This is a genomic window from Streptococcus nasisuis (genome assembly GCF_040836615.1).
Taxonomy (GTDB): domain Bacteria; phylum Bacillota; class Bacilli; order Lactobacillales; family Streptococcaceae; genus Streptococcus; species Streptococcus suis_V.
Genome location: NZ_CP162268.1, coordinates 413627 through 430275, shown reverse-complemented (window position 1 = coordinate 430275; position 16649 = coordinate 413627). Strand labels below are relative to the sequence as shown.

Below are 16649 nucleotides of genomic sequence, written 5' to 3'. Positions count from 1 at the left end.
GCGTTTTCTAGTTGATGTGACATAGTATTTTCTCCTACTTTAGTAGATTTTCTTTCTCGAGGTATTCCCTCGCCACTTGCTCTGCCGACTTGCCTTCCACATCGACCGCATAGTTCATCTGGGTCATTTCCTCGGTCGAGATTTTGCCCGCCAAAGCCCCTAGGACTTGCTCCAACTCGGGATATTTGTCTAAGGTTTCTTTGGTCAATAGCGGAGCGGCCTGATAGGGTGGGAAGAGCTGCTTGTCGTCTTCCAGGATTTTCAGCTTGTAAGTGACCACCTTGCTATCTGTCGAGAAGGCTTCGACAATTTGCACATCTCCGTTTTTAATGGCTTCATAGCGAAGAGCAGGCTCCATGGTTTTGACATTGAGTTTTAGTCCATAAAGATTGGTCAACCCGACATTACCATCCTCACGGTCGTTAAACTCCAAAGAGAAGCCTGCGACAGCTGTCTGCTGCACTTTTGCCAAATCCGAAATCTTTTCAATCCCATTTTTTTGAGCATAGTCTTCCGTTACCGCCAAGGCAAAGGTATTTTGAAAGTCTGTCGAAGCTAGGTAGACCAAGCCGTCCTGCTCCAAAATTGCTTCCTTGGCGTAAGTGTAAACCTCCTCAGGGTTATTGGACAGATTAGACGGCGGATTGGTCAAAAGGGTGGTCGTAATGGTACCAGTGTACTCTGGATAAATATCAATCGAGCCTGACTTGAGGGCTTCATAGAGGAAGCTGGTCTTGCCAAAGTTAGGCTCCAGCTCCACCTCGATATCCGTCTGGTCTTCAATCAAGAGTTTATACATATTGATAAGAATCTCAGGCTCTGCCCCCAATTTCCCTGCGATGCCCAGCTTTTTCGATGACGACTGATTGAGTGGAACATAACTAGCTCCGACTGTCAAGAGTGTCACTAAAAGAGCCACCAAAATGGTCCCTGGTTTCTTGTCCTGCAAGAACTTGATAATCGAGCCGAAGAGAACTGCCAAGACAGCTGACGACACTGCTCCAATCAAAATCAGGGCTGAGTCATTTCGGTCAATTCCCAAGAGAATAAAAGAGCCAAGACCACCTGCACCGACCAAGGCAGCAAGCGTTGCCGTCCCGATAATCATAATGGAAGCCGTCCGAATGCCAGACATGAGAATAGGCATGGCCAGAGCCAACTGAAACTTACGCAGTTTTTCTAGCTTGGTCATCCCAAAGGCTGTCGCAGCTTCTTCCAGCGAAGGATCGATTTCCGAAAGTCCAGTTAAAGTCCCTTGTAAAATGGGGAAAATTGCATAGATGACCAAGGCAACTACAGCAGGTAAAGTGCCGATACCCATAAAGGGAATAAAAAGCCCTAAAAGTGCCAAGGATGGAATGGTTTGGAAAACACCTGTCACCTGCAAGCTCCACTCGGTCAGTTTTTTCTTGTTGGACAAGACCAAGCCCAGTGGCACCGCAAGAGCAATAGCGATGATCAAAGCCAAGAGGGAAATCCGCAGGTGTTCAAAGAGGGCTGTCAACCAGTCGGACTTACGTTCTAGAAAGGTTACAATCAACTGATCCACTAGTCACCTCCCCGATTTTTCATAAACTCGCTGACAAAGTCGTTGGCAGGCTGGTTACGAAGTTCATCAGGCCTGCCCAATTGAACCACTTCTCCTGCCTTCATCAAGCAAATACGGTCTGCCAGCTTAACTGCCTCATCCATATCATGGGTAACGAAAACCGTTGTCATCTTGAATTCCTCATGCAAGTCCTTGATCAAGTCCTGCAACTGACCCTTGCTGATTGGGTCCAAGGCTGAGAAAGGCTCATCCATCAGCAAGACCTTGGGATTGGCAATAATGGCCCGCAGAATCCCAATCCGCTGTTTTTCTCCCCCAGACAAGTCCTTAGGCAAACGGTCCAGGTAACTGTCTGGATCCAAGCCTACCTTGGTCAAAAGTTCCCTGGTTTTGGCTAAGATTTCAGTCTTGTTCAAGCCCTTCATCTCAGGAATGAGAGCGATATTTTCAGCCACTGTCATGTTTGGAAAAAGGGCAATCTGCTGGAGAACATAGCCTGTTTCCAAGCGTAGCTCACGCAAGTCAAAGTCTTTCAGCCGCTTGCCCTGAATCCGAATATCTCCGTCTGTCTGCTCAATCAGGCGGTTAATCAATTTCAGCGTCGTTGTTTTTCCGCTACCGCTTGGTCCAATCAAAACAAAGAATTCTCCCTCTTGAATGTCAAAAGTCAAGTTCTTCAAGATTGGTTCGTTGACCTGATAGGTCAAGGACACATTTTGGTAATCAATCATTGGTTTCTCCTCCCAAAATTTCCGTCAAGGCATGCCCATAGCAACCAAAGAGGTCTAGTAACTGCTCCTGTTCTTCCAAGCTGAACTGGGACAGGGCTGTTTTTTCTGCCTCTTCCAAGGGATCCAAAATCCGACTGGCATAGACACGGCCTTCCTCAGTCAGCTTGACCTTCTTATGCCGCTTATCTGCCGGATTTTCCTCAAAAAAGACATAGCCCTTATCAAGAAATTTCTTAATGGTGGCATTGACCACCTGCTTGCTAGAGTAAGTCTTCTTACTGACCCAATTCTGTGTCATACCTCCGGGATTATAATAAAGCCACATAAGGATCGATAGGCACTTGCCGTTGAGGCTCTGCCGCCGTGCATAACCCTCGTAAAGCCCGACCTGCTGGTCAAAAATACGGGCCAAGTCCTTACTCCGCTGTCTCAATTCTGTCATTATCTTCCTCCCTATTCAGCACAATCACCTTGCCAAAAGCCTCCGCCCCCTCTAAATAGCGGTGAGCCTCCTGTATGGTATCCAAACTAAAAATCTTCTCCGGCCCAACTGGCACCTGATAATGAGCTAGGTAGTCAAACATCTCCTGCAACTTGTCCTGATTGACATTCCCCGAATAAAAAGTAGTCAAATAGACATTCTGCCGCAACTGCTCAATGGGATCAAAGTTCTCCAGATACCACTTGCCACCCAGCTGACCAGTCGAGCAGATGATACCACCCTCCTCCAGATGAGCTAGTGAATCCGACAGGGTAGCAGGCCCGACCAATTCAAAAATTTTGGTAAAGGTCAGGCCCGTCTGCAAACGCCCCTCTTTTTCAAGGATGACTTGGCTAAAACCAGAGTCAAGCAGCTTATCTGTCTTTTCTAACTTACGGACAGAAGCGTAGATTGGCAGGTCTGGAAACTGGCTCCGCACCAATTTGACAAAGGCCTGTCCAACCCCGCTAGCCCCCGCACGCACCAAGATTCGATCTGTCGCTTCCAGCTTGAGATTTTTCATGGAGCCGTAGGCAGTGTAGTAGGTTTCAGGGACGCTAGCTAGCTCCGCCCAGCCCAAATCAGTCTGAACAGGGTAGAGGATTTGATTAGGCACCAGGGCGTACTCTGCATAGCCACCGTCAAAGGCTCGACCCAGCTCGCCCATGATAGATATAACCTTTTGCCCGACTGGCAACCTGTCTGGCTCCGTCGTTTCCTCAATCACGCCGACCAATTCAATCCCCAAAATCCGTGGAAATACTACACTTGGTGACAGGCCCTGTCTGGTAAAAATCTCCGAATGGTTGATGCCAAAGCCCTTGATGTTCACCAAAGACCAGCCTGTTTTAACCTGAGGTTTAGCCACTTCTTTTACTTCCAAAACTTCTGGACCACCAGCTTTTGAAACCACAACTGCTTTCCTAGACTTCTCCTGTTTTGTAATTAGTCAATCTTTTTTACTATTTTACCAGAAAAAGAAAGATAGTCAAGTTTTTTGACTATCTACTTCCTCTTATATATACCCGTAAAATTCCCTGCGGACCACGGCCGAATGCACCCAGTTAATCAGGGTAGTAAAATCAAAAACTGGAAGTCCTGTTTCTCTATGAATAGCAGCTGCGTAAGGAGGAAGGTCACTACATTCCAGCAAAATGGCACCAATTTCTGGGTGGTTAGTTCGCAAGTCCTGAACGACTGTGATCAGATCAGCCTTCAAGCGACCATTGTCCAGATAGGGCTTATTGTAGCGAATAGGAGCAAAACTCTCCAAACTGCCGATTTCCTTGATGATACAGTCGTCAATGGAAGCGTTGGCTTTGGCGAAAAAGTCTGCATTGGCACCTGCACCGTCTGCCACCAGAACGGCAATCTTTTGGTCTGGCTTCAGCCCCATTTTAATCAAAGGAATTTGAAGCACACTAGACAAATAGACAGGAACCGCTACAGCATCTCGCACCTGCTCCTGAAAATGGTTAAAGTAACCACAGGCGCCTACAATGGCTCGCACACCCTTTTTCTCTAACTTCTTAGCTGCCTCAATGACCATTCCCAACAGTTTCTCCTCACCATTGAACAGATCCTCAATTTCCAAAACAATATCCTCATAGACAACAGGAAAAGAAAAAGTAGTCGCGTTGGCCACATTGCCCGGCAGCTTGACATAGTTAAAGTCAATGGTAATAATTCCAATCGAAAATCCTGCCACAGAAGCATCCTGCACCTGATAAAACTGGTCCAGCTGCCCTGCATTCTCAATACTGGCTCTGAAATGTGTCATATAATCCTCCTTGGCACGAAAACTGCATGTTTCTAAATACTTCCTTGGGCCTGTGATTTTCAGACATCACAAATCTTTTCTCTAGTATATCAAACCACGACTGTCCCGACCAATAGGATTTAGCTATCAAAAGCTATAAGAAAAGACTATCACGAGGATAGTCCAGACCCTTATTTCTCTTTTAGGACAATGTTCAATAGTAGAGCTGCCAAGGTTCCTGTGGAAATACCAGATGAGAAAATCATCTGCAAGGCAGACGGGAGGTGACTGAGCAATTCTGGACGCACAGTTACACCAATTCCCAAGGCAAAGGCAATGGAGATAATCAAGAGTTCACGGTCACCGATTTTGATAGTGGCAAGGGTCTTAATTCCCTGAGCCGCCACGAGACCGAACATGATGACACCGACACCACCCAAGACAGGTTGGGGCATGATCGAAATCAAGGCAGATAACTTAGGAAAGACACCCAAGATAGCCAAAATCAAGCCCGCTAAAATCATGACATAGCGGCTGGCAACCTTGGTCAGGGTAATCAATCCAACGTTTTGCGAGAAGGCTGTGTTGGGACCTGCTCCAAAAACACCCGCAATCATGGAACCAACACCATCCGCCAAAACACCATTGGCAGCACGCTCGGATGAAATTTTTTCATTAGATGCTTCACCGATAGCCATCATAATCCCCACCGTACCAATCAAAGATACAACATAGGCAGGAACAAATGCTAGAATGGACGACACATCAAAAGTCACACCGTAGTGGAAAATTTTCGGAAGGGCAAACCAAGCTGCATCTTTAACCGCAGTCATATCAACTTTTCCAAGGAAAATGCAGAGAATATACCCAAAAACCATTCCAAAAAAGACAGAGGCTGTTGACAACATGCCCTTACCATAGTGATTGAGGGTAAGAGTGAAAATCATAACCACGACTGCAATGCTGACATTTTCAACAGAAGCATAGTCCGCCGCACCGACACCACCCGCTGCCCAATCCATGCTGACCGGCAAGAGGGTAATCCCAATAAGAGCGACAACTGTTCCTGTAATCAGTGGCGGGAAGAAACGCATGAGCGGCTTAATAAAGCGACTAAGGACAATTTCCACCAACGATCCGACAATGGTCGCACCAACAATTCCTGCAATACCAAACTGGCTACCGACAGTGATGGCTGGATTGGCAAAGGTAAAATCCGTTCCCATCATACCAGACACGCGCGAACCAATCGGACCGAGCCCCTTGGACTGCAAGAGGGTCGCAAGACCGGCTACGAAAATGGACGCCGAAACCATAATGGACGTATCTTCAACCGATAAGCCCAAGGCCGTCGCCACCACCAAAGGAACCGCAATAATACCTGCAAAAGCAGCTAAAATATGTTGCAGGGCCAACAAAATCGCAACCCCAACAGGTGGCTTTTCTTCAATCCCGTAGAGCATGTCTGATTGGACTTCATGTGTTTGTTCTTTGGACATAATAACCTCTTTTTCATAAAATAGATGGTTTATTCTATCAAAAACTATCCGTTTTTACAATATATTTTTAAAAAACCATATATAATCATTCGGATTTTAAGCTAAAGCTCTCTTTATAAACTATTATTTATTCACAATGTTCCTATTTTTCTTTTTCTATTTCGAAAAACGTGTTATAATACCAAAAAAGATTTTACGAGGTTAAATATAGTATGCAAGCATTGGAAGAACGTATTCTCAAAGACGGAAATGTGTTGGGCGAGACGATTTTGAAGGTTGATTCTTTCTTGACCCATCAGGTTGATTACAAACTAATGAAAGAAATGGGGCAGGTTCTAGCGGATGCCTACCGCACAAAAGGGATTACCAAGGTCGTGACCATCGAAGCATCTGGTATTGCACCGGCGGTCTACGTCGCAGAAAGTCTGGATGTTCCTATGATTTTCGCTAAAAAACACAAAAATATCACTATGACAGAAGGCATTTTGACGGCAGAGGTCTATTCCTTCACCAAACAAGTCACTTCGACCGTCTCCATCGCCAGCAAATTCCTCAGTCCAGAGGACAAGGTTCTGATTGTCGATGATTTCTTGGCCAACGGACAGGCAGCCAAGGGCTTGATTGACATTATCCAGCAAGCGGGCGCTACCGTGGTCGGTGTCGGCATTGTCATCGAAAAATCCTTCCAAGACGGGCGTCAACTACTCATTGATGCCGGCGTTCCTGTCACATCTCTGGCTAGAATTGACCGTTTTGAAAATGGACAGGTCGTCTTTGCACCAGCAGATATTTAAACTAGAAATCGGTTGTTCTGACCGATTTTTTTCTTTTGTTTTGGCAAATGGCAGAGCTTCCTAGACGACTTACTCTGTTTATTTTTTATTCTTTTTAATAAAAATATATCATTTTTCATTATTTTTTTATTGAAATTCGATAAATTCTGTGGTATGCTAGAGAAAAATCACAAAGGAGTTTTTATGTCACAACCACATCCGACCTATGAAGACTGGAGTATCCGTCTGACCAAAACTTGTTTAACCCTTCTTTTCTTGGCCTCCATCCTGCTCATGTGCACGGGTACATGGGTAGTTGATTTGGTTATCATCTACCCTTCTCCTTTGCTCCAAGGAGACACGCGCTACCTGACCCTGCTGATTTTCGGTTATCTTTTGGGCTTTTTGGCGCTGATTTTTCTCTTCCATCTCTACCAATTAGTGGCGCGCATCGGGAAAAATCAAGTATTCATCGCAGAAAATGTCCGCAGTTTACAAGTCTTGGGCTGGGAAATAGCGCTTGCTACCCTGATTTCATTCGGTCTGGGGGTCACTTGCTACGTGCCCATGCTCTTAATTACAGTTGCTGGTCTCGCCTTGACCTTGGTCATTCGCGTTGTTCGCAATGCCTTTGGTAAAGCCGTCGAACTGCAAGATGAAGTCGACTATACGATTTAAGGAGGGATTATGATACAGATCAATTTAGATATTATTATGGCTCAAAAGCGGATTAGCGCCGGTCGTCTGGCAGAATTGATTGAGCTAACGCCTGCCAACCTGTCGATTTTGAAAAATAACAAGGCCAAGGCCATCCGTTTTTCGACCTTAAATGCCCTCTGCCGTGAATTGGGCTGCCAACCGGGGGATATTTTAGAATATGTCCCCGATGAGGAGGATGAACATGAAGGTTAAAAGCATTTCTGACCAGACCATCTCCCCAATCAATCCCGCTCTTTCCCCGAAAAAGAACCGGATTGCCCAGCTGACTCCGGCTGAAAGACAGGTCTTTAACACTGGACGCTGGCTCAGCTACCTACTGGCCTATCTCTATGTCTATATTTTTTTCGATTACCAGCCTCAACTTCTCCTTCTCTTTAGCTTGGGAATAATAGCGCTGGTGGAGCTCGGACAATTTTTATCCACGGAAAAAAGATTGAGCAAGCCTAACTTAGAAAGTATCATCTTTGCCAGCTCCTGCCTGCTGCAAGCCTTAGCCCTATCGATTTGGGACTTTCGCGAATCGATTGAGATTTTACAACTGCTGGCTCTCCACACCAGTTTCGTCTGTTATGTTCTCGCACGAAATGGTTGGTTGGCACAAGGACGAATTGGTGTTCTCTTCTGGTATGATGTGCTACAAGGTTTTATCCTCTTGCCCTTCAAACACTTCTTACTTCGCCTGCATTTTGCGACTTTTAAAGAAGATAAACCAGAACAGACCGGACAATCACTTGCCCGCTTCCGCTTTATCCTTCTCTTAACTGTCAGCTCCATTCTCACCTTTTTCCTTGTTTACTTTGTTTGGCAGCAACTGTCGCAGGTATCACCAACCTTCTCTCTAGCAACTGGCGATCTTGGGAAATGGGTTGACAATTTCATTCAAGGTTTGCTTTCTGGCTGGGATTTCAATCTCCTTTTCGGACGCTTTATCTTCTCTCTACCTGTCGGTGCTTGGTTATTCGGCTTGGTAGCTGGCACCTTGCTCTATTATCCGAAAAAATCACTGACCTATTCGCAATTTCAGGACCAACTGAAACCGCTACGTATCTTTCCTGCCCTGTCTGCCTATCTCCTACTGGGCAGTTTATTGACCATCTACCTGCTCTTTTTCGTCACCAGTTTGACCGAAATTGGGGATTTGCTGGCACTCAATGGCATTTCTCCTCAGACTGCCTCGACAGTTGCTGTTACAGGTTTTTGGCAATTGGTCCGGGTCTGCTTGGTCAACTTTGCAGTCTTAGCAGGGGCCTATATCTTTGCGGACAAACCACTCTGGGAGCGAAAAAGTACCCGCTTGCTCCTGACCTTGGTCTTTATCAGCGCCAGTCTCTTTGCCCTATTAGCTGCTTGGAAATTGTTTGGCATCTATATCTACCTCTACGGACCAACACCCCTGCGACTCCTATCAGGTTGGTTCATTACCGTTCTGATTGTTTGGTGCGCTTTGGCTCTCATCCGTTTCCACAAACCTATCCAAGCCATCCGCTACGGCATCTTCTATGCCCTCATCAGTTTTACCCTCTTGACCTATCTCCATCCCATTATTTTGGGATAAAGAAAAATCTGCCAGTGAGCAGATTTTTTTCATTTACTTCAAAGTAGGCATAGAAGCCACAGAGTTTACAGCTCCACTCCGAATCCTTCCAAACTGGTCAACTCCTCCACTGTCAACCTTCTGTAAGCTCCCAGAGCCAATTGCGAATCCAAGCGCAAGGGCCCCATGGACAAGCGTTGTAAATCCGTAACCGTCTTACCACGCGCCTGCACCATACGTTTGACCTGGTGAAATTTGCCCTCTCGAATCGTGATGCGGACGGTAGATTGATTTTTTTCCTCATCTAGGGCAAGAATCTCCAGCTTGGCTGGTTGACAGGCAAAATCTTTCAGCTCAATCCCATTTTCAAAAGCAAGCCTATCTGCCTCATCCATGATTCCGTCAACCTGAGCTTGATAGATCTTATCCACATGTTTCTTGGGCGACAGCATGACATGAGCCAAGGGACCATTATTGGTCAAGAGCAGGAGTCCGTGGGTGTCAATGTCTAGTCGCCCAACTGGAAAAACTCCCTTGTGACGATTCGTGTCATCCAGCAAATCCAAAACCGTCCGATGCCTGTCGTCCTCTGTCGCCGAAATGACGCCCTTGGGCTTGTTGAGTAGATAGTAGACATATTTTTCATGCGTCAATCCTTGACCTGCAACTGCTATCTGGTCAGCCTGCTCATCGATCTGAGCCTTGGGCGACGTCTCCACTTGTCCGTTGACCGTGACTTGCTTGCTTTTCAAGATTTTTTTGACCTCGGTCCGACTGCCGACACCGCAGTCCACCAAAAATTTATCTAATCGCATGGTATTTCCTATTTCTATTTACGAATTTGTTGGGCAATCAGACCAGCACTAATGAGGATACAGCCCAGCGCATAAATACCAAAAGCACCTGTTGGCGTTGGATTTAGTTTCTCCAAAAGATTTGGCAAAATAGCTGACGTTGCCCCGCCAATATTGCAGCCAATCAAGACAATAGTCATCACGGCATTGAGCAAGGCCTTGGGCACGCGGTCGGTCACACTGCTAAAGACAATGGTCAGGATAATACTGTAGAAAAATCCTGAGACCATGCCGCCCAGCCCCAAAATCCAGAGATTGTTGGCAAAGGTAATACCGATAACTGCCAGGCCGAAAATAACATAGGATGTCGCAAGCAACCAGTCTTTAAGCCTGTTGACAAGGAGACTAAAGAGAGTCCCCGCAACAATCCCCATAATCTGCATCAGACTGAGAATAAGACTAGCCTGCTGGGCCGTCCCGATGCCCTTATCAATGACAATCTGGGGAATACGAATGGTCAAAAATGTATTGACATTGATGACAAAGAAGGCCAGAAAAGCCAAGTAAATCCCCATTTTCCACATGGATTTATCCAGTTTGACTTTATCAGCTACTCCTGACTCCCTCTGGCCATGGATTACCAATTGATCCTGTGGAACAAAGAATAGAAAGAGGACTAAAATAACCAAGGCAAAGAGATAGACCAGAAAAGCAGGTTGCCAGCCAAATTGAATCAGCCAACCCACCAAGAGGGTTAAACCTGCTGAGCCCAAGACTTCTGCGGAACCACGAAATCCCATCATCTGGGTGCGTTCATTGCCAGTAAAAAAGAGACCAATGATATTGATAGCACGCGCATTGATTAGACCCAGTCCAAATCCCAGCAAAATCCGAGCCAGAAAAATCAAGGGATAGGCTGCCACAAAAGCTGGCAGGGACCCCCCCAGCGCGACCAAGAGCAAGCCGACAATAAAGACAGCTCTCTCTGATAAAAATCGCACTACCAAGCTATTCATTAGAAGGCTAGCCATAATAGCAAAGGAAGTTACGGTAATCAGATTTTCAACTTGACCAGCCGAAATTCCCTGCCCTGCAAAATGCTCAATCATCTGCGGAATGGCTGGCGATACCGCAAATGTAGATACCAACATAGTCGACAGAGCCAACAAACTCACTTTTTCTAAAAAAACTTTCACAATTTCTCCTTTTCACCAATCATCTCTATTCAGTATAACAGATTTTTTCACAGAAGTAATGTTCGTCTCCCTATTTCCTACCAAATCCGCTGGAACAACTGGTCCATTATACTTTTTAAATCCAATAAAACAAAATGATATAATAATACTTAACAAAAAAATCAAAAATAGCGGCTTTATGGTATTATGACAATCGTGGCGGACGTCGTCGCGCCTACATGACACAAGAAGAGGAGGAACAATTCCTGAATGAGCAACTTTCTTCTGATCTTATTACTAGTTTATCTTCCAGAGAGTCTTCCTAGTATTGGGCGCGTCTTTGGTCATTCTAGCAATCGCACTCAAAAAAATCAGCCTCTTTCTCCTGGTCATAGCTATCATCTTTGCCTTTTGGATCAATTTCTTTCTACTCTTTGCCATCCTCCTAGGCCTGGTCGGCAACTGATTTTCCTTTTCTTCTCCTCCATTTCGTGCTATACTAAATGAAAGCAATTCAAAGGAGAGAAGAATGTCTGTAATTGAAAATCTTACAAAACCTGCCCATTTGATTGACATGGATGACATCATCCGTGAAGGGCATCCAACCCTACGCCAAGTTGCAGAGGAAGTCCAATTTCCACTTTCTGATCAAGAAGTGATTTTAGGTGAGAAAATGATGCAATTCCTCAAACATTCTCAGGACCCTGTCATGGCTGAAAAAATGAAACTCCGTGGCGGAGTTGGTCTTGCAGCTCCCCAATTGGATGTTTCTAAACGCATCATCGCTGTTTTAGTACCAAACCCAGAGGACGAAGAAGGAAATCCACCTGCCCAAGCCTACTCTCTACAAGAAGTATTGTACAATCCTAAAATCGTGGCTCATTCTGTCCAAGAAGCAGCTATAGAAGGGGGCGAAGGTTGCCTATCTGTTGACCGCGAAGTCCAAGGCTACGTAGTCCGCCACGCGCGCGTGACTGTTGATTACATGGACAAAAATGGAGAAAAGCACCGCATCAAACTCAAGGGATATAATGCCATCGTGGTCCAACACGAAATCGACCACCTCAACGGTGTCATGTTCTACGACCGCATTGACCCGGAACACCCATTTGCCGTTAAAGAAGGCATGCTGGTGATTGAATAAACGTAGGAAACTGACTGAAAATTTTCAGCCAGTTTTTCTTTTTTCATGAAAATAGCAGAGCTAACTGCCTAAAGATCTCCTGCCCATCCAAGACTAAATCTTGAAAGAGGAGGTAGTCCAGCAGAACCAGCAAACCAGCTAGTAGGATGAAAACCACTAAACGGTTTGAAAACCGAACTTGTAAAAGATGATTGAGACTGACTAGAACAATTTCCAAGACAAGCAAGCCAAGCACCATCCACAAGAGATAAGGAGCATTGGGCAGGAACCAAGCCCAGAGGTCTTGTCCCATCAGGAGTTCAAGAAAAATACCCCTCTCCGAATGCGAAAGCAAGATAAGGCCATCTTCCAGATAACCGATTCCTCCGACCAGACTATTGACTAGGAAAAGGCTAACGAGAAAGAACACTGTAAATCCTAGTGCCTGCCCCAGTCCCAGCAACCACTTGGTAAGCAGAACCTTGCGCAAATCCACAGGCTGGGTCTGATAGAGACGCCAGTTTTTTCCAGAGACTTCCACCGCCTTGCCCCGACTGCCAATCCAAACCGCCAGTAATAGCACCACCAAATAGGCCGGACCATCAAAAAGAGAGCGCAGGCTGCCGATACCTGACAAATCTCTGGAACGGTCCCAAGTGGGATCGTCTACTGGAACCAAGGCATCATTTGTGTCAAAACGATTTTCCAAGCTAGTCAAAATGACATCCTTGCCCCGCTTAGTTGCAGGTACCCCAGCCTCCATCAGCTGCTGCCAGTAATACTGACTGACCTGATTGCGGGTCTGGTAACGGCGAAGATTGTCCACCGTCTGGCTAGCCCCAATATCACCATTGGCAAAAGCCTTCTCCTCTCTAGCCCATAAATAGACCTGATCTGCCCTCAGAAAAGCCAGGTGACTGGCTGGCAAAGCATTAGGATTGTCCTGATAAACCTGCCACTGCTTGACATATAGGTCTTTATAGACACGATATTCTTGCAAGAGACCAAGCCTCAGCTCCAACTCCTCCTGATAGCTCACGTCCTCTTTGACCAACTGCCTCAGACGGTTGATTTCCGACTGCAAAACCTCCACATATGCCCCAGCCTGCTCATAGGACTGGGCAACTAACTCCATCGAAACCCTCTCCTCCTGGGCAACCTCTTGCTTTTCTAGTCCCGTCAGTAGGGAAAATAGCAGAGCTAATAGCAAGTTGCCCAAGACGAGCCCTTTCCAAGAATTGAGCCGACTAAGGATGAGAACATCAAAAGACCAAACCTTGTCCAAACGCCCTGTGTCTAACTCCTTCTGATGCCCCACGGTCAGGACCAGCCTTTTCTTTTCTGTCAGCAGATAATAAGCAAAGAAAAGCCCAATGGTCAGCAGGAGCAAGACATCCACCTCTACAAAGACCTGTGAAAATCCAGCTGTGTCTAAAAAACTAGGAAAGGCCAGCAAGGGAAATACTTGACCTGACCAACCAGCTACTGCACCTGCCTGATAGGAAAGCCCCAGAGCCAATAGTAACCCCATCACCACAAAAGTTAGCCGACTGGCTAACAAGTGGTCCAAAAATCCAAAAAGTAGGCGAATAGCTAGGAGTAAGATTAGCCAAAAACCAATCAAGATAAGCCCGTAAAGCCAAGAGCCGACCAACTGACTCTGACCCAAAATCTCAACAGGAGCTTGAACACTAGATACAGCCAACTGACCTGTCAGCCCATCATAGACCAGGATAAAGAGCAAACCTATCCCCACAGCCAGCAAAAGCGAAAGCAAGGAAGCAACCAAACGCCTCATCCCCTGCAAACTCAGACTATCCCATTGCCGCAACTGCCAAACTTGATGCGCCAGTGTCTTTTCTGCCAGCTGATTGGCAAGCAAAAAACCAAGCACCAAAAATACAGGAAGAAAACCAAACAAACTTTCTAAGTAGGCTTGAACAATACGCCCTGTTGACCAAGCTTGATTTTCAGGACCATCAGGCAATTGGTAGGCAAGCAACCAATCATTCCATCTGGCTAAACGCTTGACTTCACTAAGCGTCAAGGATTGCCGCGTTTGAAAAAGCTGTCGATTGCGACTGATAAAATAGTCCAAATCCTGATACATGAGCTTTCGATAGTTGGGGATAGCTTCAAACTTTTCCTCATCTAAGGCCTGACCGACACTTTCTATATCGGATTTCAAGCCCAGCATCCGCGGTGCTACTTCTGAATCCTCCTCAATTTTTATATCTGCCAAGACACTGGCCAATTCACTCAGTTCTTTTTTATAGGTTTCCACATAGGTCGCTTGGTGGACTTGGCGCTGAGAAATAGGAAGGTAAGCCAGACCCAGAAAACCCAGCACGAGCAGGCAGTAAAGAGGCGACCTGAGGATTTTCTTGATTTCAAAGTTCAGCCTCATGTCTCCTCACCACCTTCCTCCACGTAGAGATCACGATAGAGGGACTCCATATAGTCGCTGGCTTTTGTAAGACCTACCAACTGCTGGATTGGAATACAATCCAAACAATCCAGTAAATCTCGCTCAGGCAAGAAGATTTCCACCAGACCCTGCTCTGCCTTTTTCCACAAGAGTTGAGGATAATCCCGTAAAAATTCCTGAACCTGCTTGGAGTCTTCCACAGCAAGATGGTAATCATAATCAGCAGTCAACTCCACTTCTGTGGCAATCAACTTGCTGGCCTTGAGGAAATAAACCTGATTGGTCAGCTTCTCAATCTCCGACAGATGGTGGGAAGAAAGCAAGATTGCCACCCCTTCTGCCTGTAAGTTCAGAAGAAATTCCCGCTGCTGGATGATATTGGTCGGATCCAAGCCGATATGGGGTTCATCCAGCAACAAGAGCTTAGGCTTGGGAAGGACAGCCATGGCAAAGAGAAGTTTCTGCTTCATGCCCATGGAATAGCCAGCCACCCGTTTTTTGACATAGTAGCCCATCCCCAACTCTTCCACCAGGACATCCACTTCCTTCTTCCCCATCTTATGGGTCGCAGCCACATAGGTCAGATGGTCGTAACCCGTCAACTGCGGATAAAGGGCTTGGGCGTCCAACATGACAGACATATCTTGAAAAATCGCTCGGTCACTATTGGGTCTACCATTGATGGTTACTGACCCACGGTCAGCTGTTTCTGTATTGCTGATGATATTCAGGAGGGTGGATTTCCCCACACCATTGGGACCTACTAGGGCCACCAAGTCCCCCGCTTGCAGTTCAAAGGACACATAGGACAAGACCTGGTGGCTACCATAGCATTTACAGATATCACGAACTTTTAGCATAGAAACTCCTTTCTTAGGGAAATGGCAGAGCGGTACAGCAGACTTTCATCAGCTTAGTTAGCTCGACTACTTCTTGAGAGCCTTGTATAGCAGGTAAAGCCCCACAAGAAAGCCTAGACTAGCAACAGGTTTTAAAAATAGCACATGAATAAATGAATTTATCTAGAGCCAAATCTCTCTATCTACAATCCGAATCGGGTCCATATGAAATAATAGGACACTACACGAAAGAACAATAACTGCACTTAAAAATAAGGTGTTTTTATCAATCTGTTTCATTATGTTACACCCCGTAAAATAAGTTTATGGGGATGTTTCAATCCCAAATTGTTAATAATTGTTATAACCTATTGCAGGTTTTCCAGAACAATAGAGTCATGGAATGGACTCATGGTGGTGTCTTTTCCTCCTTGTCATAACTGACTGATTCCAATTCAAGTCTACACCCTTGTAAGCTATTGATACAATGATAACACTTTTTATTTGAGTAAGCAAGGAAAAAAAAGGATTGCTGTAGCAAAAGTGAAGACTGTAACAATCTTCTCTATCTGGATATTGCATTTTCTATTCTTATTAAAACTACATTTTCTCTACAGGTCTTCCATACGAACTACTACATCTGCTTTTTCCCAAACAGCAGGATTATGTGTAGCGATAATAATGATTTTATTCTCTGTTTTGAGCGAGGTCAAGAGTTCTATAACTTCTTGAGAATTGACAGGATCTAAGGAAGCCGTCGGTTCGTCTGCTAAGATTAAAGGAGGATTTTTTAAAAAGATTTTTGCCAAGGCAACCCGTTGTGCTTCACCACCCGAAAGTTCATATATTTTCTGATTTATGGTTAGATGGGAGAGATTTACCTTCTCTAAAACTTCCAATTTGCGAGCTAGCTTATCCTTTTTGGAAAGTTTTTGACCAATAAATCCTAATTCCAAATTCTGACCAATTGATTCATTTTCAATTAAACCAAAATGTTGAAATAAATAGCCTAAGTAATCACGATAAAATATATGCTCATTAATCTTTTTGATGTCTTTACCATCATATTCAACTGATCCATCATCAAAAGGGATTAGCTTGGCAATGATATTCAGTAGTGTTGACTTCCCACTCCCGCTTTTGCCAATAAGAGCGTAAATTTTTCCCTCCTCAAAAGTCAAATTGATTTTTTCCAATATCACTCGATTGGAAAATTGCTTCTGTAAATTTCTAATTTCAATCAT

At 45.3% G+C, this 16649-nt stretch carries 16 protein-coding genes; 5 read left to right on the top strand and 11 right to left on the bottom strand.

Annotation, left to right across the window (positions count from 1 at the left end; genetic code table 11):
- Window positions 1-34: 34 nt before the first annotated feature.
- From AB1F57_RS02270 to AB1F57_RS02245, 6 genes are all read right to left on the bottom strand, one after another.
- Entirely contained in the window at window positions 35-1549 is a 1515-nt protein-coding gene (locus AB1F57_RS02270; protein ID WP_367986031.1) for an ABC transporter permease/substrate-binding protein, read from the bottom strand.
- Window positions 1549-2280 carry an ABC transporter ATP-binding protein gene (locus AB1F57_RS02265; RefSeq protein WP_367986030.1) on the bottom strand — a complete coding sequence of 244 codons (732 nt, stop codon included), beginning with the start codon at window positions 2278-2280 and terminating at the stop codon, window positions 1549-1551. Before AB1F57_RS02265 ends, AB1F57_RS02270 begins: the two co-directional genes overlap by 1 nt.
- On the bottom strand, window positions 2273-2722 hold the full coding sequence (locus AB1F57_RS02260; RefSeq protein WP_367986029.1) for a MarR family winged helix-turn-helix transcriptional regulator: 450 nt from the start codon (window positions 2720-2722) through the stop codon (window positions 2273-2275). Before AB1F57_RS02260 ends, AB1F57_RS02265 begins: the two co-directional genes overlap by 8 nt.
- Window positions 2697-3674, bottom strand: a complete 978-nt coding sequence (locus AB1F57_RS02255; protein ID WP_367986028.1) for a zinc-binding dehydrogenase — start codon at window positions 3672-3674, stop codon at window positions 2697-2699. Before AB1F57_RS02255 ends, AB1F57_RS02260 begins: the two co-directional genes overlap by 26 nt.
- Window positions 3675-3776: 102 nt before the next feature.
- On the bottom strand, window positions 3777-4541 hold the full coding sequence (locus tag AB1F57_RS02250; protein WP_167785605.1) for an aspartate/glutamate racemase family protein: 765 nt from the start codon (window positions 4539-4541) through the stop codon (window positions 3777-3779).
- A 170-nt stretch (window positions 4542-4711) separates the two neighbouring features.
- Window positions 4712-6019: a nucleobase:cation symporter-2 family protein gene (locus AB1F57_RS02245; protein WP_167785604.1), complete on the bottom strand. Its 1308-nt coding sequence runs from the start codon at window positions 6017-6019 to the stop codon at window positions 4712-4714.
- 212 nt (window positions 6020-6231) lie between these two features.
- Here AB1F57_RS02245 and AB1F57_RS02240 point away from each other — a divergent pair, with 212 nt between their 5' ends.
- The 4 genes from AB1F57_RS02240 (at window position 6232) to AB1F57_RS02225 (ending at window position 9067) form a co-directional block, all read left to right on the top strand.
- Window positions 6232-6813: a xanthine phosphoribosyltransferase gene (locus AB1F57_RS02240; RefSeq protein ID WP_367986027.1), complete on the top strand. Its 582-nt coding sequence runs from the start codon at window positions 6232-6234 to the stop codon at window positions 6811-6813.
- 183 nt (window positions 6814-6996) lie between these two features.
- Window positions 6997-7470, top strand: a complete 474-nt coding sequence (locus AB1F57_RS02235; protein ID WP_367986026.1) for a DUF2975 domain-containing protein — start codon at window positions 6997-6999, stop codon at window positions 7468-7470.
- Between the two features lie 9 nt (window positions 7471-7479).
- Window positions 7480-7704 carry a helix-turn-helix transcriptional regulator gene (locus AB1F57_RS02230; RefSeq protein WP_105111283.1) on the top strand — a complete coding sequence of 75 codons (225 nt, stop codon included), beginning with the start codon at window positions 7480-7482 and terminating at the stop codon, window positions 7702-7704.
- A complete protein-coding gene (locus AB1F57_RS02225) occupies window positions 7694-9067 on the top strand; it encodes a DUF4153 domain-containing protein (protein ID WP_170238668.1) in 1374 nt (457 codons plus the stop codon). The genes AB1F57_RS02230 and AB1F57_RS02225 overlap by 11 nt, the downstream gene beginning before the upstream one ends.
- A 65-nt stretch (window positions 9068-9132) precedes the next feature.
- Here AB1F57_RS02225 and AB1F57_RS02220 read toward each other — a convergent pair whose 3' ends face one another.
- A complete protein-coding gene (locus tag AB1F57_RS02220) occupies window positions 9133-9861 on the bottom strand; it encodes a pseudouridine synthase (protein ID WP_105138375.1) in 729 nt (242 codons plus the stop codon).
- 14 nt (window positions 9862-9875) lie between these two features.
- Window positions 9876-11036 carry an MFS transporter gene (locus tag AB1F57_RS02215; RefSeq protein ID WP_170238667.1) on the bottom strand — a complete coding sequence of 387 codons (1161 nt, stop codon included), beginning with the start codon at window positions 11034-11036 and terminating at the stop codon, window positions 9876-9878.
- Between the two features lie 508 nt (window positions 11037-11544).
- Between AB1F57_RS02215 and def the strand changes: the two genes are divergently transcribed.
- On the top strand, window positions 11545-12159 hold the full coding sequence (gene def, locus AB1F57_RS02210; RefSeq protein ID WP_105138373.1) for a peptide deformylase: 615 nt from the start codon (window positions 11545-11547) through the stop codon (window positions 12157-12159).
- A gap of 43 nt (window positions 12160-12202) precedes the next feature.
- On the opposite strand, the gene AB1F57_RS02205 is transcribed toward def, so the two are convergent.
- The 3 genes from AB1F57_RS02205 to AB1F57_RS02195 form a co-directional block, all read right to left on the bottom strand.
- Window positions 12203-14545 (bottom strand): hypothetical protein, encoded by a 2343-nt coding sequence (locus tag AB1F57_RS02205; RefSeq protein WP_167785599.1) that lies wholly within the window; start codon window positions 14543-14545, stop codon window positions 12203-12205.
- On the bottom strand, window positions 14542-15426 hold the full coding sequence (locus tag AB1F57_RS02200; RefSeq protein ID WP_167785598.1) for an ATP-binding cassette domain-containing protein: 885 nt from the start codon (window positions 15424-15426) through the stop codon (window positions 14542-14544). The genes AB1F57_RS02205 and AB1F57_RS02200 overlap by 4 nt, the downstream gene beginning before the upstream one ends.
- A 590-nt stretch (window positions 15427-16016) precedes the next feature.
- A complete protein-coding gene (locus AB1F57_RS02195; RefSeq protein ID WP_105138370.1) occupies window positions 16017-16649 on the bottom strand; it encodes an ABC transporter ATP-binding protein in 633 nt (210 codons plus the stop codon).